A 23,795-nucleotide genomic window follows, 5' to 3' on the forward strand; every position below is an offset into this window, starting at 1 on the left:
TTTGTCAGCTTGATATTTCCGTCACCACTTCTCAGAAAGGACGGAATTTTCTTGTCTGAAACCCAGTTATGGCTCCAGGGGCGTTCGGCCGTCGTCGCCGCGGCGGATTCGGATGAATGGCGCGACGGCGTGCCCGACTACGACCTCTCACACGAGGTCATGCCGCGGCAGCGGACGCACCACTTCGACCCCGACTCGCTGGAGGCCGTGGTCGAGCGAATCGTGCAGGTCTTCGAGATGGAGGTCTCGCACAAGAAGGATCCGGCGACCTGGGTCTCGATGGTCACCGAGCGTTTCCGGACCAACGTCAACGGCGGCCCGTGGGCCACCGCGGCGGATATCGCGGAGATCGGCAGCTACAACATCCTGATTGGAGACAGCGTCTTCTACCGGAGCGGGCAGGAGACCTTCGACTCCTCGCACCGCGTCTTCCACAAGGCGTTTCCCGGCGGATTCTTCTGGGAGGTGCTCGAAGTGGTCAGCCCGCCACCGGTGGTCACCTTCAAATGGCGTCACTGGGGTGTGTTCGAGGGTGAATACCACGGTTTCGCGCCCAGTGGCCGGACAATCGAAATGTATGGCGTCAGCATCGCCAAATTGGCCGACGATCTCAGGCTCCTGGAGGTCGAGCACTACTACGACCCCAACGCCTTCCTCGGCGAGCTGACCGGCGGATGCCCGGTGGCGCACCGGGATTCGTGATCGTGCGGGCCCCGGCCGTCCTTCGTTCCACGGCCGGGGCTCCGCCGGTGCCGGGGGCGTCCGCCGGCGGTGCCGCCGGCCTCCTCCGGCGCGGGTCGTCACATGTTCCTCCGAAGGTCCGAAGGGGCCGCCGCGACCCTTGACAATGAAATAACAGCTAGTTCATAGTCCTTTTGGGTGGCGCAGCAACCGTACGTAAGCCACCAAAGGAGGCCATAATGGGCGAGTTCCGGACCCACTCCCAGCTCATCGAAGCCGCACTGCAGCGATGCAACGTCCGCCCCGACGAGCGGGTGGTCATGCTGAGCTCCCGCATCATCGATCCCGCCGACCTGGCTCCGTACGAGGAAGCCCTCCGGAGGACGTCGGACCACGTGATCTCGGTGCGCTACCACCCGATGGAGGTCACCGACGCGCACCACATGAACGACATGCTGCTGGCCGCGATGCAGCAGGCGGAGTTCGTGCTCCACTACCGCGGCGGCACCTTCCCCACGCCCTTCGCCCAGCTCACCGCGCACTCCCGCGGGATCCCCGAGGTGGCCGCGTCGGGCACCCGGTGGCTCGACATCTGTCTCAACGAGGCCAACCAGTTCAGGCTCTACCCCTCGGACGAGGTCGTCGCCGAGGCCATGGAAGCCGCCAAGCTCATGGAACGTACCAACGAGCTTCACCTGACCAGCGACGGCGGTACCGACCTGGTGCTGCGCAAGGACGGCCGGAAGGGTCACCGTCAGCTCGGGCTCTCCGACGAGCCGGGCATCTGGGACAACTTCGGCTTCGCGATGGTGGCCTGCGCGCCGCTGGAGGACTCCGCGAACGGTGTCGTGGTCGTCGAGCCGGGCGACGCGATGCTGCAGATGGGCGCCACCGTCCGAGACCCGATCACGCTGCACATCGAGAACGGGCGCATCGTCAAGATCGAGGGCGGGGAGTCGGCCACGGCGCTCAGCCAGTGGCTCGACCGCTGGCAGGACCCCGAGTCGTACGGCGTCTCCCACATCGGCTGGGGCCTGCACCCCAACGCGGTCTGGACGGGCAGCCCGCGCTTCACGCCGGTCGACGGGGAGTCGTACCGGGGCAGCATCCTCATCGCGTTCGGCTCGAACACCACCGACATGCCCGCCAGGCACTCCGGGATCGGCGGCACCCGGCACTGCGCCTCGCACCTGGACGTCCCGCTGCTGAGCCACAGTTTCGCGGTGGACGGCGTCCCGGTCGTGAAGTCGGGCAAGATCGTCTGACCTGGTAGGAGATATCAGGATCTGTGCGACCGGAGAGGGGATGGACCCCGTGAGCGGTGACACCGTCAACGCGATGCTGCTGGACCTGGCCGAGCTTTCCAACCTGGACCGGGTGGCTCCCACCGCGACCGCGTCACGTGTGCTGGTGGAGATCGTCGACTCCATCCGCTACACCGCGATGCGTGAGGGCGACCGGCTGCCGAGCCTCGACGAGCTGGCAGTGGCCCTCGGTGTCTCCCGCGAGAACGTCCGGCGCGCCATCACGTCCCTCGCCGAGGCCGGCGTCCTTGACGTCAGGGTCGGCCGCGGCGGAGGCACGTGGCTGAAGGACCGCGCGGGCATTCCCCTCGCCCTCAGCCAGGTCATCTCGCGCACCACCTCGATCTCCGAGTGGGAGGACCTGGTGGCGTTCCGCCAGCTGCTGCAGGGCGAGGCGGCGCGGCTGGTCGGGGAGCGACGGGAGCCGGCGGTCATCGCGCGGATCCACGAACACCTCGCCGAGTTACGGCGGGAGGTGGCCGGCGGGAACGTGGCCCGGACCCTGTTCGCCGCCAACGAGCTGAACTGCGCCATTGCCGTCTCGTGCGGCAACCGGGTCCTCGGCCGCACACTGCTCCGCGCGATCGACAAGGTCTCGGTGATCGGGACCTGGACGATGTCCGGCAGCGACCAGATCCCCGACTTCATGAACTGGGTCGAGGACGTCAGCATCCGTCTCGTGCACGGCATCGAAGCCGGTGACCGGGAGCGGATCAGCACCGCCATCGCCGAGCAGATGAGCCTGACCCTTGAGGCGCTCAGGAGCGACGAGAACGTGCGGGCGGGGGATACGTGACAACCGGGGGAGCAGACGGGGGTCGGGGGACGACATCCGAAGGTCGGGGGGACATGAGCAACACCCAGCCCACCTTGAGAAAGGCAATGAAGATGGCTCCTCAGTCCATGTGGAGGAGGCAGCGGACCGTCACGGCCGTGTCCTCGGCCCTGTCCCCGATGTCCCCGATGTCTCCGGCGTCCCCGGTATCCCCGGGGATGCCCCGGCGGGGCTTCCTGGCCCTGACGGCCGGAGTCGGCGGGATGCTGGCCCTGGCCGCCTGCGGTGACGGCGGCGGCGACGGCGGTACCGCGAGCGGCGCGGACGAGCTGTCCGTGCTCTACTTCGAGGGCGCGGGACAGGACGTCGTCCCGAAGAAGGTGCTGGAGGCGTTCCGCCAGAAGCACTCCGGCCTGAAGATCAAGCCGATCATCGGCGGTTCGCGGTACCCTGAGGTGATCTCGGCCTACAAGGCGAGCGGCACGGCCCTGGTCAACACGGGGCTGTTCACGGCGCAGGCCATGGCGCTGGGCAGCGGGATCGACATGTTCCGCCCGCTGAGCGGCTCCGAGGTGTCCCGCGCCGGGTCCGCCGACCAGACCTACCGGCACTTCGGCGACACGGGCGTCCCGTTCAACACCAACGTCGTCGGGCTGGTGCACCGTACCGACCTGGCCGACCCGCCGACCTCCTGGCTCGACCTGCTCAACCCCGTCTACCGCGGCAAGGTCGGGCTGTACGACGCGCCCCAGGGGATCCTCATCGGCGGGCTGTGGGCGGTCAACCAGGCGCTCGGGGGCGACCCCGAGACCCTGGACGAGGGGTTCAAGGCCTTCGCGGAGGCGGCCAAGGCCGGTCAGTTCTCCACCGTCTACAACTCCAACCAGACCCAGTACGACGCGTTCTCCCGGGGCAAGGCCGTGATCGGGGTGAGCATCCTCGCCGCGCAGGCCAACTGGGCGGCGCAGGGCGCCAAGATCGGTTACGTGGCGCCGAAGGAGGGCCAGATGGCCATCCCGCTCTACCTCGCCGTGGTCAAGGGCGGCAGCCCCGACCAGGAGAAACTGGCCATCGAGCTCGTCAACGACCTGCTCAAGCCGGAGAACGTCGGAGAGTACAACCAGAACACCTTCGCGGGCTCGGTGTACGGCGACGTGGCCCCGGCGAAGGAGCAGGCCGCGATCTCCGCGCTGTCGGCCGAGGCGATGGCGAAGGTGCTCCAGGTGGACTGGAAGCGGTTCGCCGCCATGGAGCAGAAGCTGGTGGAGCGCTGGAACCGTGATGTCAAGGGCAACCTCCGGTAGACGGGCCGGGAAGGCGAATGTGGCGATGAGTTCCCCAGTCAAGGCCCTGCGGCCGGTGCAGGCGGACACGCGGCCGGAACCGCAGGGCGTGACCCTCCGCGGCCTGCGCAAAACGTACGGCACGGCCGTCGCCGTCGGCGGCGTCGACCTCGACATCGAGGCCGGCCGGTTCGCGGCGATCCTCGGGCCCAGCGGATGCGGCAAGTCGACGGTGCTCGGCATGATCGGCGGCTTCGTGGAACCGAGCGACGGCGACATCGTCATCGGCGGTCGCTCGATCGTGGGCGTGCCGCCCGAGCGCCGCCCGACGGCGATGGTCTTCCAGACGCTCGCCCTGTTCCCGCACCTGACCGTCGCCGGCAACGTCGCCTTCGGGCTGCGGGTGCGCGGCGTCCGCAGGGGCGTCGTGGCGGAGCAGACCCGCGAGCTGCTCGACCTGGTCCGGCTGGGGCCGCTCGCCGAACGGCGCATCAGCGAACTCAGCGGCGGCCAGCAGCAGCGGGTCGCCATCGCCCGCGCCCTCGCTGTCGAGCCGGCCGTACTGCTCCTGGACGAGCCGCTCAGTGCCCTGGACGCCCAGCTGCGCAAGCAGATGCAGCTGGAGCTGCGGGCCATCCAGCAGCGCACCGCCACCACCTTCATCTACGTGACACACGATCAGGAGGAGGCGATGTCGATGGCCGACCAGATCGTGGTGATGCGGGACGGGGCGGTCGAGCAGGCGGGTTCGCCGCTGGAGGTCTACACCCGCCCCAGAACGGAGTTCGTGGCCCGCTTCCTGGGAGACGCCAACGTCGTCTCGGCGTCGCCGGGGGACTTCACCCCCATCGTGCGCTGGCTCCGGAGCGAGGTGCCGTCCGCCGACGGTCAGTGGGCGATCCGCCCGGAGGCCGTCACCCTCGTCGACGAGTCGGAGACCGCCGCGCCGGTCCAGGGCAGGGTCGCGCGGGCCACCTACTACGGGGCGACGGTGCGCTACGAGGTAGAGGTGGGTCTCGACGAGCCCCTCGTGGTGGTGGTCGCCGGCGAGCACAGCCCATGGCAGGCCGGCGCCGCCGTCGGCGTGGGGCTCGATCCCCGCCGTGTCGTCGCGCTGCAGGACCGGCCGGCATGACGGCCCAGAGCACGGCGCGGCCCGCCCGTTCCGCCCGTTCCGCCCGGAGATCGGGCGGACGGCCGCGGTGGCTGCCCGGACTGCTGATGGTCCCGCCGCTGCTGCTGCTCGGCGCCCTGGTGCTGGCCGTCGCGCTTTTCGTCTACCGCGCCTTCGCCGCGGGCTCGACGGGCGAGCCGGGCGTGGTCGAGGCTCTCCGCTCCGGCGCGCTGGACTCGTTCTACTGGGAGGCGATGCTGCGCACGGCGCTGCTCTCCCTCGGGGCGACGGTCCTGTCCTGCCTGATATCCCTGCTGGTCGCCTCCGCGCTCGTCGTGGTGGACCGGCGGGCGGTGACCGCGGCGACCATGGCCCTGCTGTTCTCCCCGCTCGTGGTGAGCATGGCGGTCCGCGGTTACGGGTGGCTGCTGATCCTCGACCAGCCGCCGGTCGCGCGCTCGTTCGAGACCGCCGGGGACCTGCTGGGGTTCCTCGGGGTGTCACCGGCGCTCCTGGCGACGGTGCTCGTGCTGGCGCACGCGATGATGCCGATCACCGCCTTCCCGCTCCTGACCAGGATGCGGGAGATCCACCGGCTCCAGGTCACCCGGGCCGCGCGTGACCTGGGCGCCCGATCGGCGTCGGTGTTCTGGAAGGTCACCGTACCGCTGGCCGCGCCGACGGCGCTACGCGTGGGCGGACTGGCCTTCGGGCTGGCGATGGGGGCGTTCGGCATCCCGGCGATCATCGGCAGGGGCCGCGTCCAGGTGGTCTCCGAGCTGGTCTACCAGAACCTGCTGGCGGTCAGCTGGCCCACCGCGTTCGTCCGGCTGGCGATGCTCCTGCTCGTGACCGCGGTCGTGGTCACCCCGCTGTTCGCGCTGGCGAAGCGGCTGGGCCGGAGGGCCGCGCCAAGACGGGAGAGGACGGCATGAGAGGAACGAGAGGGAACGGCCGGACCCACGCGTGGATCGTGATCGCGGCGGTGTGGCTGTTCATGGCCGCGCCGATGGTGATCGTGGTGATCAACAGCTTCAACGCCTCGGCGGTCTCGGAGTTCCCGCCCGTCCAGTGGTCGCTGGAGTGGTACCGCGTCGCGCTCGCCGACGAGTCGTTCCGCGACGGGTTCCTGCTCAGCGTCCGGATCGCGTTCTTCGCGGCCACGCTGGCCACCGTCTCCGGGCTGGCGGCGGCGTACGCCTTCGACCGGTTCCCCTTCCCCGGCTCGGCCACGCTGCACACGCTCATCAACACGCCGCAGAGCATGCCGAAGGTCGCCCTCGGGCTGGCCGGCCTGATCGGCTACCTGACGGTCGGCAGCTGGTTCGGGTCGCTCAAGACCGTCTTCGGCGGCGGCGCCGCGCTCACCGTGCTGCACGCCGCGATGACCCTCCCCTTCGTCGTCGGCGTGCTGATCTCGGCACTCGAATCGGCCGACCGTCGGTTGGAGTCGGCCGCCCGGGACCTCGGCGCGGGGCCGGTGAAGGCCTTCGTCCGGGTCGTGCTCCCGGCGGTCGTCCCCGGATTCCTGATCTCCTTCGGCTTCTCCTTCATGCTCTCCTTCGACGAGCTGGAGTCGTCGCTGTTCATGTCCTCGCTGTCCGGAAACACGCTGCCGGTCGCGATGTTCACCTTCCTCGAAACCCACCTAGACCCCACCCTCGCGGCGCTGTCGACGCTCCTCCTCGCCGGAACCGGCCTGGTGGCCGCGGTCGGGTTCGCAGCATTCCGCGTGCTTCAACGACGAACACGAGGTGTCAGATGACCGTTCCCGCGCAACCCGAGGTCCTCCTACGCCCAGGCGGATGCCTGCTGCCCGACGGCTCGGTCCGGACCGGGCAGGCGGTGCTCGTCGGGGCGGACGGCCTGATCACCCATGTCGGCGACCCGGCCGCGGTGCCGCTCGCGGCCCCGGGGACGGCCCGGATCGAATACGACCTGCCGCGGAGCACCCTGCTGCCGGGCCTGATCGACCTACACCTGGTCGTCCTGCACGCCGGGCCGGTCGGCTCGGCGCCCACCCTGGTGGAGCGGACCCTGCGCGCCCAGCGCCTGCTCGCCGGGCTGGTCGAGCGCGGGATCACCACGGTGCGCGACACCGCCAGCGAGGAGTCCACCGCGCTCGAACTGCGCGCCCTCGCGGCCGACGGCACGCTGCGGTCGCCGTCGCTCGCCGTCGCGGGAAGCCCCATCGGGGCGACAGGGCGGGGCGGGGCGGTGTACCGCAGCCAGGAGATCACCGGCGTGGCCGAGGCCCGCCGCGCCGCCCGCCTGCAGGTACGGCGCGGCGTCGACCTGCTGTCGGTGGCGGTCACCAACGGGCTGGCCGGAGGGGGCGGCCTGGTGAACGGCCCCGCCGGATGGCAGGAGCTGCGGCTGGACGAGGTGGAGGCCGTCGTCGCCGAGGCCCGCGCCGCCGGACGCGCCGTCTCCGCCAACGCGCTGGGTCTCGACGGCATCAAGACGGCGATCGCCGCCGGTGTCGACACGATCGAGCACGCCTCGGAGCTGGACCGGCCGACCGCAGACCTGATGGCCGCGCGGGGCGTCACCATGGTGCCCACGCTGACCGTGGCGCACGGCTTCGTCGAGCACGGCCCTGAGCTGGGACTGCCGCCCCGGCTGGTCGAACGGGCCCGGCGCCTGCTCGACGGCACCCAGGTGGCCGTACAGGTCGCCCGCGACGCGGGGGTGGCCATCGCCACCGGCACCGACAGCCACGGTGAGGAAACCGTCATCGAGGAGATCCGTCACCTCGCCGCGGCCGGGCTCAGCAACCGGGAGGCGGTGCTGGCCGCCACGTCCGCCGCCGGTGCCGTACTGACCGGGGAGCACGCGACCGGCCAGGTCGCGGTGGGATACCGTGGCGACCTGCTCGTCGTGGGCGGTGAGGTGCCGCACGACCTGGGTGCGCTGTCCCGCCCCCTGCTGGTCCTCAAGGGTGGCCGCGTCCTGCTCGACCAGGCCGCGCCGGTCATGGCGGTGGCGTGATGACACGTATGCTCCTGCGCTGCGGCCAGCTCATCGACGGCGTCGGGCGGACGATGTCCGACGCGGCGGTGTCGGTCGAGAACGGCGTGATCACGCGGGTACGGCCCTGGACATCGGAGTCGTCCGAGGACGTGGCGCGCCACGACGTGGTCCACGACTTCGGGGACCGTACGGTGCTCCCCGGCCTCATCGAGGCGCACGGCCACATGGGTCTCCTCGGCGCGGGACTGGAGCGTTCCGCCGCGGAGATCGCCGCCCAGGTGTTCAGGAACGTCCGCCAGGCGCTGCGCGAGGGCTTCACCACGGTCCGGGACGCGGGCGGGATCGACGGCGGCGTCGCCGCCTGTGTGAGCACCGGGCTGGTCCCGGGGCCCAAGCTCATGCCCTCGGGTCCTTTCCTCTCCCAGACCGGCGGGCACGCCGACCAGCGGGACCGCTGGCACGGGCACGGCCCCGTGACGATTCCCGGCCTGGTGCGCGTGGCGCTGGTCGTGGACGGCCCCGACGAGGTACGGCGCGCCGCCCGCGAGGCCTTCCGTGCCGGCGCCACCCAGGTGAAGGTGTGCGTCAGCGGCGGCGTCTCCTCGGGCGGGGGACTGGACCGCTGCCAGTTCAGCGTGGCCGAGCTGCGCGCCGCGGTCGACGAGGCGGAGGGGCACGGCACCTACGTGCACGCCCACGCGCACAGCGCCGCCAGCGTCCGGCACGGCATCGCGGCGGGCGTCCGCCACTTCGAGCACGGCAGCCTGCTCGACCGGGAGACCGCGGAGCTGATGGCGGAGGTCGGCGCCTCGCTGGTGCCGACGCTGCTCGTGCTGCACCGGATGATCGCGACGGCCCCGCCGGAGACGGCGGCGACGCTGACCGCGCTGATGGGGTCGATGCGCGAGTCCATGCTGCTCGCCCGGGACGCCGGCGTCGTGCTCGGCAGCGGCTCGGACCTGCTCGGGATCGGCCAGCGCGACCGCGCCGAGGAGATCGTGCTCAAGTCCGAGATCCTCGGCCCGATGGCCGCGTTGGTGTCGGCCACCTCGGTGAACGCCACCATCCTGGGCATCGCCGACCGGGTCGGCTCCGTGGCGGAGGGCAAGGTGGCGGACCTGCTGGTGCTCGACGGCGACCCGCTGACCGATCCGGGCGTCCTGATCCGGCCCGGGGCCGTCTCGGCCGTCTTCCAGGCCGGTGTCCTCGCCCCCCGGGAGGGCGCCGGGGACGCCGCCTGAACACATCTCCGGAGAGCGCCGTCTGAGAGCGCCGCCTGAGGGCGCGCCGTCTGAGCGCGCCTCCGGAGTACGACCCGGCCGCCGTCTCAGGAGTTCCCCGATCCCCTGATCGGGGAACTCCCCGATGGCGGCCACCACGGGGCGGGACCGACACTTGGGCACACGTGTGTCAGGGCCGGGCGAGTTCTCGGCCGCCGAGGACACCGCAGCTCGAAGCCGGTCCTACCCGAAGCGAGACCCATGGCACTGTGGAGACCACCCCGGAACGGTCGCGGAGCCGGGATCACCCGGCGTGCGCTGCTGATCGGCGTTCCGGTCGTGGCCGCGGGAGCGGCCGGGCTGGTGCTGCGGGGCGATCCGCCCCCGGCCGCCGTGGTCTCCGAGAGCGCCGACCGGACGACCGCGGCGGATGCGATTCTCTCCCCGTGGGGCCGGCCGCCCGCGGAGGCCCGGATCGGGTCCGGGGTGGCGGTGACCGGCTCGGGGGAGGTACTGCTGCTGCACCGCGGCGGCGGGGCCTTCGCCGGTGACCGGGTGATGGACGTCGATCCGGTCGTCGTGCTCGACGCGGCCACCGGGGCGTTCCGGCGTTCCTGGGGGGCGGGGACGTTCAGGTCCCCGCACGGAATCTCGGTCGACGAGCGGGGCCGGGTGTGGGTCACGGACGTGACGACCAACCGGGTAACCGTGTTCACACCGGACGGACGGCTCGAACGGAGCATCGGGCACGCCTACGGCGCGGGACTGGACACCTGTCTCGCCGTCCGGAACGTACTGACCGCTCTGCCCTGCACCGGTGACCCGTACATCTTCGCCCGGCCGACCGACGTCGCGGCCTCCGCGACGGGGTGGGCCTACGTCTCCGACGGCTACCGCAACTCCCGGGTGGGGGCCTTCGACACCGCCGGGAGGATCGTCAGGTCCTGGGGGAGGCTCGGCGACGGCGACGGCGAGTTCGCCATCCCGCACGGGATCGCGCTGCGCGGCAACGGCGACGTCGTGCTCGCCGACCGGCGTAACGCGCGCGTCCAGATCTTCTCCGCCGACGGCCGGCATCTGGCGACCCACTCCTCGGCGGAGATCGGCAGGCCCTACGACGTGGCGGTGGGACCCGGCGACGCGCTCTACGTGCTCGACGGCGGCGACGCCCTCGACGAGGACGGCGGACGGCGTCGCGGTTACGTCGTCGCCCTCGCGGCCGACGGATCGGTCACCCGGCGCTGGGCGCTGCGGGACCAGACCGCCGACCCCCACCAACTCGCGGTCGGCCCGGCGGGCGAACTCTACGTCGCCGCCCTCAACGGCCCGCCCCTGTGGCGCTGGACCCCGGCCTGACCGGGCGGGGACGAACACACGGACGGCCGACGAACACACGAACGGCCGGCGAACACACGAACGGCCGGCGAGTACGCGGACGGCCGAGGGGGAGCGGGCGGCGGGCTTCCCTGTCCCCGGGGCGTGCCGCACAATGATCTCGGTAATGTGACGCCGTCGGGGGACGGCGTCGCGCGGGGGTGCGACGGACGGGGACGTTCGCCGGGCGCCGGCGGCGTGTCGCCGTGGGAGTCCGTGGTCGCGGGCCGGTGCGGATAATAAGTGTATAGTTTATCCAAAGTTTCCAGATGGATGAGAGAGCGATGCCACGTAAGGCGAGGGACGCCGAGGAGGCGGCATCGTCCCTGCAGGGCCTGCTGGCCATGCCGGGATCGAGCACGTTGCCCGCCCAGCTGTACCAGGTGTTGGAGGAAGCGATCATCGGGGGCGGCCTCAAGCCCGGTCAGCGCCTGCACGCCGACGACATCGCCGCCCATTACGGGGTCAGCCGCATCCCCGTCCGTGAGACCCTGCGCGCGCTCGACGCCGCGGGCTGGATCGAGATCCGGCCGCGCTACGGCACGTACGTCTGCGAGCGGACGAGCAAGGAGCTCGAGGAGCTCTTCGACGTGCGGGCCGAGCTTGAGGGGATGGCGGCGGCGCGGGCCGCGGAGCGCCGTACGGAGGCGGAGTTCGCCGAGCTCTCGCGCATCGTGGAGGCGAGTCGGCAGGCCGCCGAGCGGGGCGACGACCAGGAGCTCTCGGTCCTGGACGTCCAGTTCTACGAGGTGATCTGGACCACGGCCCACAACTCCGTGCTGGCCGCCACCCTGGCGGGGATGAAGAAGCGGGCCCGGTTCTACTACTCGGCCATCGCCCCCACCCTGGGACGCGGGTGGGTCAACGTGCACGGCGAGCTGCTCGACGCCATCCGCGACCAGGACGCGGAGCGGGCCGACCGCGTCGCCAGCGAGCACGTGCGCCTGACGGTCGACGCGATCAGGGGACTCATCGAGGAGGGCTGACGCCCCCGCCCCGAGGAGGCGCTTCATGGAGGAGGCGCTTTCCAGGGGTGACGCCCCGCCCCGTTCCACGGGGCGGGGACGGACGTCAGGCCCGGGCGGAGGTGGCCCGCCGGTACAGCGTTCCCGCCCGGTAGGACGAGCGGACGAGCGGCCCGGACATGACACCGGCGAAGCCGATCTCCTCGGCCTCCTGCCGCAGTTCGGCGAACTCCTCGGGCTTGACCCAGCGTTCCACGGGGTGGTGGTGGGGGCTGGGGCGCAGATACTGGGTGACGGTGAGCAGCTCGCAGCCGGCCTCGAACAGCTCTCGTATGGCCTGCGAGATCTCCTCGCGGGTCTCGCCGAGGCCCAGGATCAGGTTGGACTTGGTGACCAGTCCGGCCTTGCGCGCAGCCGTCAGGACGGCGAGCGAACGGTCGTGGCGGAAGCCGGGCCGGATCCGCCGGAACAGGCGGGGCACCGTCTCCAGGTTGTGCGCGAGGACCTCGGGGTGCGCGGAGAAGACCTCGTCGAGGAGTTCGGGGACGCCTCCGAAGTCGGGGATCAGGAGTTCCACGCCGCAGCCGTCGACCGCCTCGTGGATCCGGCGGCAGGTCTCGGCGTACAGCCAGGCGCCGCCGTCGGGCAGGTCGTCGCGGGCGACGCCGGTCACCGTCGCGTAGTTCAGGCCCATCTGCCGGACCGACTCGGCCACCCGGCGGGGCTCGTCGGTGTCGTACTCCGCGGGTTTGCCGGTGTCGATCTGGCAGAAGTCGCAGCGCCTGGTGCACCGTTCTCCGCCGATCAGGAACGTCGCCTCCCGGTCCTCCCAGCACTCGTGGATGTTGGGGCAGGCGGCCTCCTCGCAGACCGTGCGCAGACCCCCGGCGCGCACCAGGTCGTGCAGCTCGCGGGAGACGGGTCCCACGCGCATCCTGGCCTTGATCCAGTCGGGTCTCCGCTCGGTAGGCGTACGGCTGTTGCGCACCTCCAGGCGCAGCGGGCGCCGGGGGGTCGGTGCGGCGGTGTCGGGCAGGTCCATGCTCAGCCCACCGTCCAGCCGCCGTCGACGATCAGGGACTGCCCGGTCACGTAGCGGCTGAGCTCGCCGGCGAGGTAGACGTAGACGTCGGCGATCTCCTCGACCGAGGCCAGCCGGCCGATCGGGACCCTGGCCACCATCTCGTTCCTGACGTCCTCGGGGTCGGCCCCGGTCAGGGCGGCGCGCTCGCCGATCAGCCGCTCGATCATCTCGGTCGCCACCTGCCCGGGGCAGACCGCGTTGACGAGCACGCCGTGCGGCGCCAGCTCCGCGGCCATCGCCTCCATCAGCCCGATCACCCCGAACTTCGACGCGGAGTAGGCGCCGTTCTCCTTGCCGCTGCGCTTGCCGAACAGTGAGGAGGAGAAGATGATGCGTCCCCCGCCGCCCCGCTCCACCATGCGCGCGGCGAAGGCGCGCGCCGTGACGAAGGCGCCGGTGAGGTTGATGTCGATGACCCGTCGCCACTCGTCGAGGCCGATGTCGAGCACCGGCTTGATCAGCAGCGTTCCCGCGTTGGCGACCAGGACGTCCACGTGGCCGACGCGTGCGCGCGCCTCGTCCGCGGCCTGTTCGACGGACGCCGGATCGGCCACGTCCATGCGCACCGCGACGGCCGTTCCGCCGTGGGTCTTCTCTATCTCCGAGGCCGCGGCCCGTGCCGCCTCCTCGGCGAGGTCGGCCAGGACCACCGTCGCGCCCTCCGCGGCGTAGCGCTCGCCGATCGCCCGGCCGATGCCCTGGGCGCCTCCGGTGATGACGGCGACGCGGCCTGCCAGCGATCCCGATGACTGTATGTCCAATTTGTGGCCCTTCGTGGAATATCGAACACACTGCCCCCTTGCGGAGATTGTCTATATATTATAAAAAAATGGCTAGTCGGCCAAGGGTCGACGGGAACTGATGGTGATCGGCCGGTTCGGAGGCACAGTGACCGAGGTCATGCGGGGTGCCGCGCTCGCGCGCGATGAGCAACTGGAGATACTGCGCCAGATGGTGCGTATCCGACGCTTCGAGGAGCGCCTGGCACTTCTCTTCAAACGCGGCAAGCTCCCCGGGTTCGTCCACCTCTACCTGGGAGAGGAGGCGGTGGCCGTCGGCGTCTGCTCGGCGCTGCGCTCCGACGACCGGATCACCTCCACGCACCGCGGCCACGGCCACCTCATCGCCAAGGGCGCGCGGGTCGACCGCATGATGGCCGAGCTGTTCGGCCGGGTGGACGGCTACTGCCGTGGCAAGGGGGGGTCCATGCACATCGTGGACTTCAGCCTGGGCATCATCGGCACCAACGGCATCGTCGGCGGCGGCATCCCCATCGGGACCGGCTCCGCCTGGGGCGACAAGCAACTCGGCCGCGACAACGTCACGGTGACGTTCTTCGGCGACGGGGCCTCCAACCAGGGAGTCTTCTTCGAGTCGATGAACCTGGCCGCGATCTGGAAGCTGCCGGTGGTCTTCGTGTGCGAGAACAACGGGTACACCGAGTGGACCCCCACGCACCGGCTCACCGCGGGGAAGATCGCCGACCGCGGCGCCGCGATGGGCATCCCGGGCGTGCAGGTCGACGGCAACGACGTGCTCGCCGTACGGCAGGCGACCGAGGAGGCGGTGGCCCGCGCCCGCGCCGGTGAGGGACCCAGCCTGATCGAGGCCTCCACCTACCGGTGGCACGGGCACAACGAGGGCGAGGAGGCGTTCGCCGGGCAGTACCGCCCGCAGGACGAGCAGGACGAGTGGCGGGGCAGGGAGCCGATCGTGCGCTTCCGCCGGTACCTGGTCGACACAGGTGCCGCCACCGAGGAGGAGCTCGACCGGATCGACGCCGAGGAACTGGCCGCGGTGGACGCGGCGGTCGCCTTCGCCGACGCCAGCCCGTTCCCCGACGCCGACGAGGCGCTCGCCCACCTGTATGCCGACCGTACGGAAGGTGCCCGCTCGTGACCAGGAAGATCTACTTCATCCAGGCCATGCAGGAAGGCCTGCGCGCGGCGATGGCCGAGGACGACTCCGTCGTCGTCATCGGAGAGGACGTCGACCGGTCGATCATCGGCGCGACCAGGGGACTCGTCGGCGAGTTCGGCGAGGACAGGGTCCGCAACACCCCCATCTCCGAGGCCACGTTCGTGGGGGCCTGCGTGGGGGCGGCCGCCGTCGGGCTGCGCCCCGTGGTGGACCTGATGGTGGGCTCCTTCTTCTACGTCGCGATGGACCAGGTCGCCAACCAGGCCGCCAAGCTGCGCTACATGTCCGGCGGCCAGGTGGACCTGCCCATCGTGTACTTCACCGCGACGGGCCCGAGCGGCTCCGGCGCGGCGCAGCACTCCGAGAACCCGCACCCGATGCTGATGAACGTCGCCGGGCTGAAGATCGTCATGCCGTCCACGCCGTACGACGCCAAGGGTCTGATGCTGTCGGCCGTACGCGAGCCGAACCCCGTCATCTACTTCCAGGACTTCGTGCTCGGCGGCACCAAGGGCGAGGTCCCCGAGGAGCCGTACGCCATCCCGCTGGGCGTCGCCGACGTCAAGCGGCGGGGAACGGACGTCACCCTGGTGGCCATCGGCGCTCTCGTGCCGAAGGCGCTCAAGGTGGCCGCCGCACTGGAGAAGGAGGGCGTCTCGGTCGAGGTGATCGACCCGCGCACGCTGGCGCCGCTGGACACCGACACGATCCTGGAGTCCGTCGGCTCGACGGGGCGGCTCGTCGTGTGCGACAGCGCCCGGCTCACCTGCTCGGCCGCGAGCGAGATCGTCGCCGCGGTCACCGAGAACGCCTTCGGCGTGCTGAAGTCCGCACCGCAGCGCGTGGCCTGGGAGGACGTGCCGGTGCCGTTCTCCCCCGTCCTGGAGAAGCGCGTGCTGGTGGACGAGGACAGGATCCGCGCCGCGGTTTTGAAGACCCTCGCCTGACGGCGCAGGGCGCAGAAAGGACACCTATGGACATCACCCTCCCCAAGTGGGGCATGTCAATGCAGGAAGGCGTCATCACGGAGTGGCACGTCCAGGTCGGTGACACCGTCACGGAGGGACAGCCCGTCGCCACGGTGGAGACCGAGAAGGTCGACGCGGAGGTGGAGGCGCCGGGGGCGGGGACGGTCACGGAGATCCTGGTGACGGCGGGCGACACCGCTCCCGTCGGCGCCGTCATCGCCCGTCTCACGCCATGACCTCGCAGGAGGTGCGGCGGCCGCTGTCGCGGATGCGCGCCGCGGTGGTCCGTACGGTGCAGGCGAGCGCCCAGGTCCCGCAGTTCAACGTCGACGTGGAGATCGACACCGGGGCGCTGGCCGCGCTGCGCGCCTCGGGGGTGCCCCTGTCCTACTCCGACGCGCTCGTGGCGGCCGTGGCCCGTGGCCTGCGGCGCCACCCCGTGGTCAACGCGCGCTTCGACGGCGACGCGATCGTGGAGAACGCCGACGTCAACGTCGCCTTCGTCGTCGGGCTCGACGACGGCCTGGTGACCCCGGCGATCCTCGGGGCGGACGAGAAAAGCCTTCCCGAGCTCGCCGCGGAGCGGATCCGGCTGACCGAGGCCGCCAAGAACGGGACACTGCGCCCCGAGGAGCTCTTCTCGGGAACGTTCACGGTCTCCAACCTCGGCCCGTTCGGCGTCTCCAGGTTCCAGGCGATGGTCCTGCCGCCCCAGGCGGCGATCCTCGCTGTGGGGTCGGTACGCGCCGACTCTCGTCTCACCCTCACGCTGTCGTGCGACCACCGTGTCGTCGACGGCGTGCCGGCGGCCCGCTTCCTGGCCGACGTAGGTGAACTGCTGGAACGACCCGAGTGGTTGACATCCTCCCCCGCCTGAAGGCAGGGGTTTCCACCCTCAAGGAGTTCTGATGACCGATCTGACCGTGAGCCGCGAGGACGTGAGCCTGGACTTGGCCGACCGGCTGCTGGACGGCGTACGGGCCGAGGCCGAGAGCCGAGGGGTGGCGATGGGCGCGGCCGTCGTCGACCTCGGCGGGCAGGTCGTTGCCGCGATGCGCATGGACGGGGCGCAGCTCGTCGCGCTCCCCCTGGCCATCGACAAGGCCTACACCGCGGTCGGCTGCGGGCTGCCCAGCCACCTCTGGGCCGAGCGTTCCCAACCGGGCGGCCCTGACTGGGGACTCAACACCACTCTCGGCGGCCGCTTCGTGGTCTTCGCCGGCGGCATGCCGATCACGGTGGAGGGCAGGCTCGTCGGCGGCCTCGGCGTTAGCGGAGCGGCGGCCGACATCGACCAGGCCTGCGCCGACGCGGCCCTAGCCGCCGCCGGCCTGAGCACCGGTTGACCTTGTCCGTCGCCGAGGCCGAGCGGCGGCCTGCCATGTCCGCTACCGAGGTCGAGCAGCGGTCGTCCGTGGCCGTCGTCGGGTCGGGCACCGGCCACGGCGAACGCCCAGGGGCCCGTCCACCGGAGGTTCTCTCCGCTGGACGGGCCCTTCGGCATCGCTGAGGCGGACGGGAACCCGATGCTGTGACCGGAAACGTTCACCGGGCCGGGCACCGTTCACCGGTGCCTACCGGTTGGTCGTCAGTGCGCGCAATTCACGAACGGCGGGCAAGGCATGGGCCTTCTCCGGGGTGACATCCACCACGATGCGGGCCGCTGCCTTAATCCGGATATCCCGCCGTCCGGCCGGAAGTGTCTCCATAAGCCGTAATGCCTGCTGCGCTCCCTGTTCCGGGTCCGTTCGGGCATGCAGTGCGGCATTGTGCAGAGCGATTTTGACCGCTCCATGATGCTTCGACGGATAGAACTCTTTGGCGGCGCTCTGCGCCTCGGCCGCCCGCTTAACGTCTCCGGCGAATGTGTAGATCAGGCTTCGATCAAAGTACATCCAATGGGATTCGAGGCCGGTGGGCTGGAATGGAAGTTGATCGAATGTATCCTCGGCCTGGCGTAACGTAGTGATCGCTTCGGCGTGGCGGCCCAATGTTGCGAGAGTTTGAGCCTCGGCGCTGAGCGCGATCACGAGCGGTGCGCTGGGACGGTCTCCGGCGAGACGCCGGGCCCGCTGGGCCACGAGAAGTACATCGGCGAGGTCTTCGTCCGGGTCCCCCCTTCGATAAGCCGCTTCTCTGCCTATCAGCCAAGCCGCCAGCAGGACGTCTCCGGACCGTTCGGCCAAGGTCCGTGTCTTCGCCCACCAGCGGTGCGCCTCACGGTGGTTTCCTAGGTCGAACCACTTTCCAGCGATCAAGGCCGCGTGGCGCGCGGCGGCGTGAGCGAGATCGCTCTGTGCTGGCTCGGGCTGATCCCGGCTCAGGTGGGGAGCCATGTCGGCGAAGTCGGCGGCCAGCCCGGCAAGGACGACCGCCGGTGGATCGACGTACGCCCGTCTGGCGTGAATGTCCGCGGCGCTCTCCCAGTCGTCGATCATCGCCTGTGACACGCTCGCACCAGAGATCCGGGGTTCGGATGCCTGCCAGGCGTCCGTCAGCGCGGCCAGCACGGGCGCCACGGCCCCGCTGACGGCGACGGCGGCGGCACCCCGTATCAGTCGTCTGCGCTCCACGTCATCATCCTCATCCCGCGTTGAGGCTTTTGCCTCGACGGTACTCTTTCGTGGCCGGTTGCTATCGGCTACGGCGGCGCGGAATCCCAGGGAAATCAGTTTTCCTTCGGCGCCGAGCGCGGTGTCCATCGCCTCGACCGCTTCGACGGGCGGGCGATGATCGCCAGACTCCCACCGGCTCACCATCGAGTGGTCCCAGCTAATTCGCTCGGCAAGCTAGCGCTGACTCAGTTGATGCTGTTTTCGCCACTTTCGTATCGCGCCGCTGAATTCCTGCCACTCCCGTGATTCTGCACCCATAGCCCTCGCCCTGACTTTGGTGTACGGCTTGCACGCTCCGTCTACAACGTGCCATGTCTTGTTCTGTGCAGTGCGTGCTTCAACTATGGCATCGGTAAGCGTCAAATAAAGCGGAACCCCGCAGGCGGCCAGGCCATACGGGGTCCCTTGATCGCAAGGAGGTGCGATCCGTGAGTGATGGTAGAGCCACCGCGCCCAAACCGACCATCCCGGGATGGCGGCTGATCATCAGCGACAGAGGCCGGTTCTGGGCCATGCGCCAGAGCCCCTTCCCCATCGCGGCGATCCGCGCCGGAGCCGACCCGGCGGTGGACGCCGACACCCTCGACGAGGTCCAGGCCGCCGTCGAGCGACAGGAGGAAATCGCCCGTCAGGTTGCCGGACAGGTGACCGCATGATCGGGCGGCCCCGTCGCTGTGGACGGCACCGTGACGGCCGGCCTCTGGCGAAGGTGTACCGGCGCCTCTGGGACGGTCCGGCTCGTTCCGAAGCGGAGCGGTTGGACCGTTCCTGTCAGGGCTGGAGTGTGCTCTACAGTCTTGGCGAGCGCCGCTTCTACGCCATCGCCACGTGGCCGACGCCCGAGCCGCTGATGGTCGCAGCCGACACCGTCGAGGAGTTGGAGGAGCGGATGCGCCAGGCGGAGAGGGACATCGCATGGCGGGCGTTTCCCACGCCTCCGCCCCCGGACAGGTGCGACGGTATCCACTCCCAGGTGCCCGCCGTCGCGCCGCAACACCTCCACCCCTACCGGAGGGCTGCGTGATCACCCCGCGAAGGCTGCCTCCCGTGGACCCGGGCCTGCTCGCCGAGCAGTTGCTCGCGCTGAAGGAGATCCATCCCGGCTGGCGTATCTCCTACGACTCGGGTATCCGAGTCTGGATCGCCATCCGCAGCCCCCTCCCCGGCGCGCGGGAGGTGGCGGCAGGCATCAAGTACATGATCCGGGCGGCCTCTCCTGAGCGAATGGGCGAGAAGCTGACCGAGCAGGCCGAACTCCTGAAGGCCCTGCCCGCTCCGCCTCCACCTCCTCCGATTCCCCGCGGCCTCCTGCTGCTCTGAAGCCGGTATGGCGGTCGTGAACCGTGCCACCGCCGTACCAACCCACGTGCGTCCCGGGAGGGAGGGGCTCGGGGCGCACACCCACGCGGTTCCCGTACATCGGGGAAGGGGAACCGTTCCGCGCCGGTCTTCGCCCCCCGCAACCGGCGCCCGGTGCCCGGCCGGATCCCACCCCGGTCGGGCACCTCTCCCCGCGCACGCATCCACCGTCAGGAACCCCCATGTTCGAATCCCTGCTCACCGCGCTGTGCCTATACAGCGCTGGCGCCTTCACATGCCTCACCACGGGCGCGCCTCCGTCGGTCGCTGACCAACGCCGAGCGCGCGGCCGGAGTACAGTCCTCCGTCGGCCGCGCCACACCGCAAGCGCCTGGCCAAAGTTCTCGCACGCCACGCCGAGATCATCGACCGGATGCACCCGTAGCCCTTGCCCCCGGGCGGATCACGAGGCAGACCGCGCGAGCCGCCCAGTCCCACCTCACCTATCAGGAGATCCATGAGCACCATCGCGAGTATCGCCTCCGACGGCACTTTCGCTATTTCGGCCAATGACCGGTTGCTGACCTCGGGTGAGGTTGCGGGCATGTTCCGCGTCGATCCCAAGACCGTCGTCCGGTGGGCGAAGGCGGGCCGCCTCGGCTTCATCCGCACTCCAGGTGGGCAGCGTCGCTACCGCGAAGGCGAGATCCGTGCACTGCTACGCGAGCCGGGAGACCCCGGCGTATGAGAACGAATACGCGGCGCCCAAGTCGAGGACGCGATCCGACCGTGACTGCCGGAACGCAACTCCTCTGTTTTCCCGCGCCGCGGCTGAGGGCTGCGTACGGTGGCGCGGACATCGTCGATCGTCGAGCCGAAGGGCTACGCCATGACCTGGCTCATGCTGGACCATCCCGCCTGGGACCTTGACACCGGTACACCAGTCAGGGCGCTGCGCACCCCGGCAGGGGCGTGGACGTTCACCGGCTCACCTGACCGTACGGCCACGCTGGTCCGCGGAGACGGCCCCGCGCCCGTCGTCGATTCCTACGACCCCGTGTCCCTGCCAGCCGGGCGGGTGCCTGCCAGGCTTGCCGCCGCCCTGCACCGGCTCGGCCGCGTCGAGCGGGTACGCAACCCCGATCTGTGGGAGGCGCTGGCGACCGCCATCATCCGGCAGGTGATCCGCGCCGGGCAGGCACGCAAGATGCACCGTGCGTTTCGAGCCGCCGCAGGTGAGACCGCCGGGGTTACGTGGCTGATCCCCACTCCTGAGCAGACGCTCGCGCTCGGCGCCGAGGACTTCGCCGCGCTCGGCATGGCCTTCAAACGCCGACCGCTCCAGGCCGCGGCCGCCGCCTACCTGACCCACCACGCCGAGTGGGCGCAGCTCGCCCCTGACGCACTGGTCAAGGCCCTGCAAGCGGTGCCACGGATCGGGCCGTGGACCGCCGGGGCCGCCGTCGCCGACTTCACCGGCGACTTCTCCCTGTACCCGTACGCCGATCTGGCCGTCCGCACCTGGGCGGCGCTGGCCGACCCCTCCACCGACTGGCCCACCGACGAACCCGGCTTCGCCGCCAGATGGCAGCGCCTGGCCGGGCCGCACCGATCCGTCCTCACCGTCCTCACACTCGCCTGGGGAGATCACCATGCACACGCTGATCAAGGGAGTACGCACCACTGACCTGAGCACCACACCTGCGCAGCTCGACCTGCTTCTCGTCAACGCCCCTCTGCGGGACTACTCCCTCCGGCCCCGCGTCAACGACTACACCTTGCCCGTGCTGGGCATGGCCTACATCGCCACCTACGCCGCCTCCCAAGGGTTCACGGTCGGCGTCCTGGACGCCGAGGCCGCGGGCCTGCCGATCGCCGACACCGTCAGCCTGATCAACCAGACCGCGCCCCGCTGGGCTGGGTTCAACCTGCTGGCCCCCACCTACGAGATCAGCGCGACCATCGCCGCCGCCCTCGATCCGCACATCCGCGTCATGGTCGGCGGCCACCACGCCAAGGCCATGCCTCAACGGATCCTCGCCGACCCCCGGATGGTCCGCTGTGACGCCCTGGTCATCGGCGAAGCCGAAACCCGCGTCGTGGAGCTGCTGGCCGACCACCGCAACCGGACCGGCCTGCCCGGCGTCATGTGGCGTGATCCTGTTCTGGGCACTCCGGTCACCGGAGGTCGCCCCGGCACCGGCCACCACTTGGCCCCGGACATCGACGCCCTGCCGTTCGTCGACCGCGCCTTCCTCGCTCAGGACCCCTACCGGGCCGAGGACGGCCGGATCGAGGCGAACATGGTCGGGGCGCGTGGCTGCCCCTACGACTGCTCGTTCTGTGGTGCGGCGGTCAGCGCGAACCCGGACGTGACGATCCGAGTACGCGAACCGTCCGGCATCCTCGGCGAGATGCACCGGCTCCGCGACGACCAGGGCGTGACGGCGTTCCGGTTCGTCGACGACTTGTTTCTCGGCGCCCGCCGCGTGATCGACCAGATGACGGCCGCGTTCGCCGCCGAGAAGGTGAGCGACTGGGCGGTCTGGGACGCCACCGGCCGTATCAACGTGCTTCACCGTACACCGGATGAGACGCTCGACCTGCTCGCCGCGTGCGGGCTGCGCGAGGTCGCCCTCGGCGTCGAGTCCGGCAGTGAACGGATGCTGACCCACATCGACAAACGCATCACCCAGGACATGATCCTCAGCGTCGTCCGTCGCCTCACCGTCCGCGGCATCAAGGTGAAGGGGTACTTCATCCTCGGCTTCCCTACCGAAACCCGCGCCGAGATGGCCGAGACCGTCGGCCTGATCCACCGGCTGTGGAACCTCACCGACGGCCAGGCCGGGGCGTTCCGCGCGTCGGTGTTCCAGTTCCGCCCATACCCCGGCACCCCTGAGTGGGGGCGGCTGATGGCCACCGGCCGTTACACCGCCGAGCAGCTCCTCGACTACGCGCCCGTGGACCTTGGTGCCGAAGACGCGGCACTGCGCGGCCGTGACGAGTTCAACTTCTCCTCACGACTCCAGTTCGGCGAGGCCACCGAGGCGGAGATTCACCGCCATCTGGCCGATCTCGCCCGCGCCCAGCACTCCCGGAGGGCCGCATGAGCCTGTTCGTCACCCTCGACGGCCCCGGCGGGGCCGGAAAGTCCACCCTGGCCCGCCTGGTCGCCGAGCAGCTCGCCGCCGCGGGCGTCTCCGTGCTGGCCACCCGGGAGCCGTCCGGCGGGATCCTCGGCGAGATCGCCCGTCGGCAGACGGCGACGTTCTCCGGTACCGCGCTGGCCTGTCTGGTGGCCGCCGACCGCTACCACCATCTTGAGACCGAGATCCGGCCCGCCCTGACCAGAGGCGAGGTGGTGGTGTGTGACCGGTACGTGCCTTCCTCCTACGTCCTCCAGAGCCGCGACGGCGTCCCGCTGGACTACATCCGCAACCTCAACGCCCTGGCCGACCGGCCCGGCCTGGCCGTCCTGGTCACCGCCACCCCTGATGTCCTGGAGCAGCGGCTCACCGCGCGAGGCGCGCACTCCCGGTTCGAACACGAAGGTTCCAGCGCCGCCGAGGTCACCCTGTACGAGGACCTCGCCGACGTCCTGGCCATCGACGGATACACCTTCCACCAGATCGACACAGGGCACCAATCACCGCAAGACGCCGCTGTGGCCCTCACCGGCCACATCCTTGAGCTATCGTCACGGGCGTCATACCCGCCTCGGGAAAGGCCAGTGCCCCCATGACGACGCAGCGCCAGCAGGTCACCGTGGACGTCCACGTGATCCTCGAACGCGACGGCCACATCCTGCTGACCCTTCGTCAGGGCACCGGCTACGCCGACGGGCTGTACTGCCTGCCCTCCGGACACCTCGACCCCGGCGAGACCGTCATCGACTGCGCGGTCCGCGAGGCCCGTGAGGAAGTCGGCGTCATCATCGACCCCGCCCACCTGCGACCGGCCACCGTGGTCCACCACCTGTCCCCCGAAGGCCGGCCGCGGGTCGGGTTCTTCTTCGTCGCCGACACCTGGGACGGCGAGGTGGTCAACGCCGAGCCGAACAAGTGCGCCAAGGTCGAGTGGGTGCCCGCTGACATCCTGCCGAGCAACACCGTCCCGTACACCGTTGCCGGAGTCGGCTTCTACCGCACCGGCACCGGCATCGGCGTACACGGCTGGCCCGAACCGGCAGCCGTATAACGCGGGTATGGCCCCGGCCT

At 70.5% G+C, this 23,795-nt stretch carries 27 protein-coding genes; 24 read left to right on the forward strand and 3 right to left on the reverse strand.

Annotated elements, in window-relative coordinates; all coding sequences use genetic code 11:
- The first annotated feature begins 51 nt into the window (after positions 1–51).
- The 11 genes from AB0N02_RS00380 to AB0N02_RS00430 all read left to right on the forward strand — a co-directional run bounded on the left by AB0N02_RS00380 (position 52) and on the right by AB0N02_RS00430 (position 11,710).
- Positions 52–702 carry a hypothetical protein gene (locus AB0N02_RS00380; RefSeq protein WP_363940801.1) on the forward strand — a complete coding sequence of 217 codons (651 nt, stop codon included), beginning with the start codon at positions 52–54 and terminating at the stop codon, positions 700–702.
- Positions 703–920: 218 nt separating this feature from the next.
- The gene (locus tag AB0N02_RS00385) at positions 921–1,946 is read left to right on the forward strand and encodes a hypothetical protein (RefSeq protein ID WP_363940803.1); all 1,026 of its coding nucleotides are present in this window, start codon (positions 921–923) and stop codon (positions 1,944–1,946) included.
- A 49-nt stretch (positions 1,947–1,995) separates the two neighbouring features.
- The gene (locus AB0N02_RS00390; RefSeq protein WP_363940805.1) at positions 1,996–2,781 is read left to right on the forward strand and encodes a GntR family transcriptional regulator; all 786 of its coding nucleotides are present in this window, start codon (positions 1,996–1,998) and stop codon (positions 2,779–2,781) included.
- A gap of 92 nt (positions 2,782–2,873) precedes the next feature.
- The gene (locus AB0N02_RS00395; RefSeq protein WP_363940807.1) at positions 2,874–4,064 is read left to right on the forward strand and encodes an extracellular solute-binding protein; all 1,191 of its coding nucleotides are present in this window, start codon (positions 2,874–2,876) and stop codon (positions 4,062–4,064) included.
- A 25-nt stretch (positions 4,065–4,089) separates the two neighbouring features.
- A complete protein-coding gene (locus AB0N02_RS00400; RefSeq protein WP_363940809.1) occupies positions 4,090–5,178 on the forward strand; it encodes an ABC transporter ATP-binding protein in 1,089 nt (362 codons plus the stop codon).
- The gene (locus AB0N02_RS00405) at positions 5,175–6,092 is read left to right on the forward strand and encodes an ABC transporter permease subunit (protein ID WP_363940811.1); all 918 of its coding nucleotides are present in this window, start codon (positions 5,175–5,177) and stop codon (positions 6,090–6,092) included. The genes AB0N02_RS00400 and AB0N02_RS00405 overlap by 4 nt, the downstream gene beginning before the upstream one ends.
- Complete coding sequence (locus AB0N02_RS00410) at positions 6,089–6,922, forward strand: ABC transporter permease (RefSeq protein ID WP_363940813.1); 834 nt, start codon at positions 6,089–6,091, stop codon at positions 6,920–6,922. Before AB0N02_RS00405 ends, AB0N02_RS00410 begins: the two co-directional genes overlap by 4 nt.
- Positions 6,919–8,148 carry an amidohydrolase family protein gene (locus AB0N02_RS00415; RefSeq protein WP_363940815.1) on the forward strand — a complete coding sequence of 410 codons (1,230 nt, stop codon included), beginning with the start codon at positions 6,919–6,921 and terminating at the stop codon, positions 8,146–8,148. The genes AB0N02_RS00410 and AB0N02_RS00415 overlap by 4 nt, the downstream gene beginning before the upstream one ends.
- Positions 8,148–9,371 (forward strand): amidohydrolase family protein, encoded by a 1,224-nt coding sequence (locus AB0N02_RS00420; RefSeq protein ID WP_363940817.1) that lies wholly within the window; start codon positions 8,148–8,150, stop codon positions 9,369–9,371. Before AB0N02_RS00415 ends, AB0N02_RS00420 begins: the two co-directional genes overlap by 1 nt.
- Before the next feature lie 240 nt (positions 9,372–9,611).
- The gene (locus AB0N02_RS00425; RefSeq protein ID WP_363940819.1) at positions 9,612–10,706 is read left to right on the forward strand and encodes a peptidyl-alpha-hydroxyglycine alpha-amidating lyase family protein; all 1,095 of its coding nucleotides are present in this window, start codon (positions 9,612–9,614) and stop codon (positions 10,704–10,706) included.
- A 302-nt stretch (positions 10,707–11,008) separates the two neighbouring features.
- Positions 11,009–11,710, forward strand: coding sequence for a GntR family transcriptional regulator (locus tag AB0N02_RS00430; protein ID WP_363940821.1), 702 nt, complete (start codon positions 11,009–11,011; stop codon positions 11,708–11,710).
- A gap of 85 nt (positions 11,711–11,795) precedes the next feature.
- Here the strand turns inward: AB0N02_RS00430 and lipA are convergent, their stop codons facing one another.
- Both lipA and AB0N02_RS00440 read right to left on the reverse strand, forming a co-directional pair.
- Positions 11,796–12,731, reverse strand: a complete 936-nt coding sequence (gene lipA / locus AB0N02_RS00435) for a lipoyl synthase (RefSeq protein WP_363940822.1) — start codon at positions 12,729–12,731, stop codon at positions 11,796–11,798.
- 2 nt (positions 12,732–12,733) lie between these two features.
- On the reverse strand, positions 12,734–13,534 hold the full coding sequence (locus AB0N02_RS00440) for a glucose 1-dehydrogenase (protein WP_363940824.1): 801 nt from the start codon (positions 13,532–13,534) through the stop codon (positions 12,734–12,736).
- Between the two features lie 127 nt (positions 13,535–13,661).
- Here AB0N02_RS00440 and AB0N02_RS00445 point away from each other — a divergent pair, with 127 nt between their 5' ends.
- The 5 genes from AB0N02_RS00445 to AB0N02_RS00465 are packed head-to-tail and all read left to right on the forward strand — an operon-like array spanning position 13,662 to position 17,007.
- A complete protein-coding gene (locus tag AB0N02_RS00445) occupies positions 13,662–14,672 on the forward strand; it encodes a thiamine pyrophosphate-dependent dehydrogenase E1 component subunit alpha (protein ID WP_363940826.1) in 1,011 nt (336 codons plus the stop codon).
- Entirely contained in the window at positions 14,669–15,640 is a 972-nt protein-coding gene (locus AB0N02_RS00450) for an alpha-ketoacid dehydrogenase subunit beta (protein ID WP_363940828.1), read from the forward strand. The genes AB0N02_RS00445 and AB0N02_RS00450 overlap by 4 nt, the downstream gene beginning before the upstream one ends.
- 26 nt (positions 15,641–15,666) lie before the next feature.
- Positions 15,667–15,897, forward strand: coding sequence for a biotin/lipoyl-containing protein (locus AB0N02_RS00455; RefSeq protein WP_363940830.1), 231 nt, complete (start codon positions 15,667–15,669; stop codon positions 15,895–15,897).
- A complete protein-coding gene (locus AB0N02_RS00460) occupies positions 15,894–16,538 on the forward strand; it encodes a 2-oxo acid dehydrogenase subunit E2 (RefSeq protein ID WP_363940831.1) in 645 nt (214 codons plus the stop codon). The genes AB0N02_RS00455 and AB0N02_RS00460 overlap by 4 nt, the downstream gene beginning before the upstream one ends.
- Positions 16,539–16,569: 31 nt before the next feature.
- Positions 16,570–17,007: a heme-binding protein gene (locus AB0N02_RS00465; RefSeq protein WP_363940833.1), complete on the forward strand. Its 438-nt coding sequence runs from the start codon at positions 16,570–16,572 to the stop codon at positions 17,005–17,007.
- Between the two features lie 228 nt (positions 17,008–17,235).
- Here AB0N02_RS00465 and AB0N02_RS00470 read toward each other — a convergent pair whose 3' ends face one another.
- A complete protein-coding gene (locus AB0N02_RS00470) occupies positions 17,236–18,438 on the reverse strand; it encodes a hypothetical protein (protein ID WP_363942471.1) in 1,203 nt (400 codons plus the stop codon).
- Between the two features lie 266 nt (positions 18,439–18,704).
- On the opposite strand from AB0N02_RS00470, the gene AB0N02_RS00475 reads away from it, so the two are divergent.
- The 8 genes from AB0N02_RS00475 (at position 18,705) to AB0N02_RS00510 (ending at position 23,775) form a co-directional block, all read left to right on the forward strand.
- Positions 18,705–18,932: a hypothetical protein gene (locus tag AB0N02_RS00475; protein WP_363940835.1), complete on the forward strand. Its 228-nt coding sequence runs from the start codon at positions 18,705–18,707 to the stop codon at positions 18,930–18,932.
- Positions 18,933–19,060: 128 nt separating this feature from the next.
- Entirely contained in the window at positions 19,061–19,300 is a 240-nt protein-coding gene (locus AB0N02_RS00480; RefSeq protein ID WP_363940837.1) for a hypothetical protein, read from the forward strand.
- The gene (locus AB0N02_RS00485) at positions 19,297–19,596 is read left to right on the forward strand and encodes a hypothetical protein (protein ID WP_363940839.1); all 300 of its coding nucleotides are present in this window, start codon (positions 19,297–19,299) and stop codon (positions 19,594–19,596) included. Before AB0N02_RS00480 ends, AB0N02_RS00485 begins: the two co-directional genes overlap by 4 nt.
- Before the next feature lie 496 nt (positions 19,597–20,092).
- Positions 20,093–20,323 (forward strand): BldC family transcriptional regulator, encoded by a 231-nt coding sequence (locus tag AB0N02_RS00490; protein ID WP_363940841.1) that lies wholly within the window; start codon positions 20,093–20,095, stop codon positions 20,321–20,323.
- Positions 20,324–20,422: 99 nt separating this feature from the next.
- Positions 20,423–21,262, forward strand: a complete 840-nt coding sequence (locus AB0N02_RS00495; RefSeq protein WP_363940842.1) for a hypothetical protein — start codon at positions 20,423–20,425, stop codon at positions 21,260–21,262.
- Positions 21,228–22,688, forward strand: a complete 1,461-nt coding sequence (locus tag AB0N02_RS00500; RefSeq protein WP_363940844.1) for a radical SAM protein — start codon at positions 21,228–21,230, stop codon at positions 22,686–22,688. The genes AB0N02_RS00495 and AB0N02_RS00500 overlap by 35 nt, the downstream gene beginning before the upstream one ends.
- A complete protein-coding gene (gene tmk / locus AB0N02_RS00505; protein WP_363940845.1) occupies positions 22,685–23,320 on the forward strand; it encodes a dTMP kinase in 636 nt (211 codons plus the stop codon). Before AB0N02_RS00500 ends, tmk begins: the two co-directional genes overlap by 4 nt.
- Positions 23,317–23,775, forward strand: a complete 459-nt coding sequence (locus AB0N02_RS00510; protein ID WP_363940847.1) for an NUDIX domain-containing protein — start codon at positions 23,317–23,319, stop codon at positions 23,773–23,775. Before tmk ends, AB0N02_RS00510 begins: the two co-directional genes overlap by 4 nt.
- Positions 23,776–23,795 lie beyond the last annotated feature (20 nt).

The organism is Streptosporangium sp. NPDC051022, from assembly GCF_040683035.1.
Classification (GTDB): domain Bacteria; phylum Actinomycetota; class Actinomycetes; order Streptosporangiales; family Streptosporangiaceae; genus Streptosporangium.

Coding starts and splice junctions, on each gene's coding strand:
- lipA (WP_363940822.1), bottom strand. CDS start 12,731: ATGGACCTGCCCGACACCGCCGCACCGACCCCCCGGCGCCCGCTGCGC.
- AB0N02_RS00420 (WP_363940817.1), top strand. CDS start 8,148: ATGACACGTATGCTCCTGCGCTGCGGCCAGCTCATCGACGGCGTCGGG.
- AB0N02_RS00415 (WP_363940815.1), top strand. CDS start 6,919: ATGACCGTTCCCGCGCAACCCGAGGTCCTCCTACGCCCAGGCGGATGC.
- AB0N02_RS00385 (WP_363940803.1), top strand. CDS start 921: ATGGGCGAGTTCCGGACCCACTCCCAGCTCATCGAAGCCGCACTGCAG.
- AB0N02_RS00405 (WP_363940811.1), top strand. CDS start 5,175: ATGACGGCCCAGAGCACGGCGCGGCCCGCCCGTTCCGCCCGTTCCGCC.
- AB0N02_RS00395 (WP_363940807.1), top strand. CDS start 2,874: ATGGCTCCTCAGTCCATGTGGAGGAGGCAGCGGACCGTCACGGCCGTG.
- AB0N02_RS00410 (WP_363940813.1), top strand. CDS start 6,089: ATGAGAGGAACGAGAGGGAACGGCCGGACCCACGCGTGGATCGTGATC.
- AB0N02_RS00460 (WP_363940831.1), top strand. CDS start 15,894: ATGACCTCGCAGGAGGTGCGGCGGCCGCTGTCGCGGATGCGCGCCGCG.
- AB0N02_RS00425 (WP_363940819.1), top strand. CDS start 9,612: ATGGCACTGTGGAGACCACCCCGGAACGGTCGCGGAGCCGGGATCACC.
- AB0N02_RS00465 (WP_363940833.1), top strand. CDS start 16,570: ATGACCGATCTGACCGTGAGCCGCGAGGACGTGAGCCTGGACTTGGCC.
- AB0N02_RS00455 (WP_363940830.1), top strand. CDS start 15,667: ATGGACATCACCCTCCCCAAGTGGGGCATGTCAATGCAGGAAGGCGTC.
- AB0N02_RS00430 (WP_363940821.1), top strand. CDS start 11,009: ATGCCACGTAAGGCGAGGGACGCCGAGGAGGCGGCATCGTCCCTGCAG.
- tmk (WP_363940845.1), top strand. CDS start 22,685: ATGAGCCTGTTCGTCACCCTCGACGGCCCCGGCGGGGCCGGAAAGTCC.
- AB0N02_RS00500 (WP_363940844.1), top strand. CDS start 21,228: ATGCACACGCTGATCAAGGGAGTACGCACCACTGACCTGAGCACCACA.
- AB0N02_RS00490 (WP_363940841.1), top strand. CDS start 20,093: ATGAGCACCATCGCGAGTATCGCCTCCGACGGCACTTTCGCTATTTCG.
- AB0N02_RS00510 (WP_363940847.1), top strand. CDS start 23,317: ATGACGACGCAGCGCCAGCAGGTCACCGTGGACGTCCACGTGATCCTC.
- AB0N02_RS00400 (WP_363940809.1), top strand. CDS start 4,090: ATGAGTTCCCCAGTCAAGGCCCTGCGGCCGGTGCAGGCGGACACGCGG.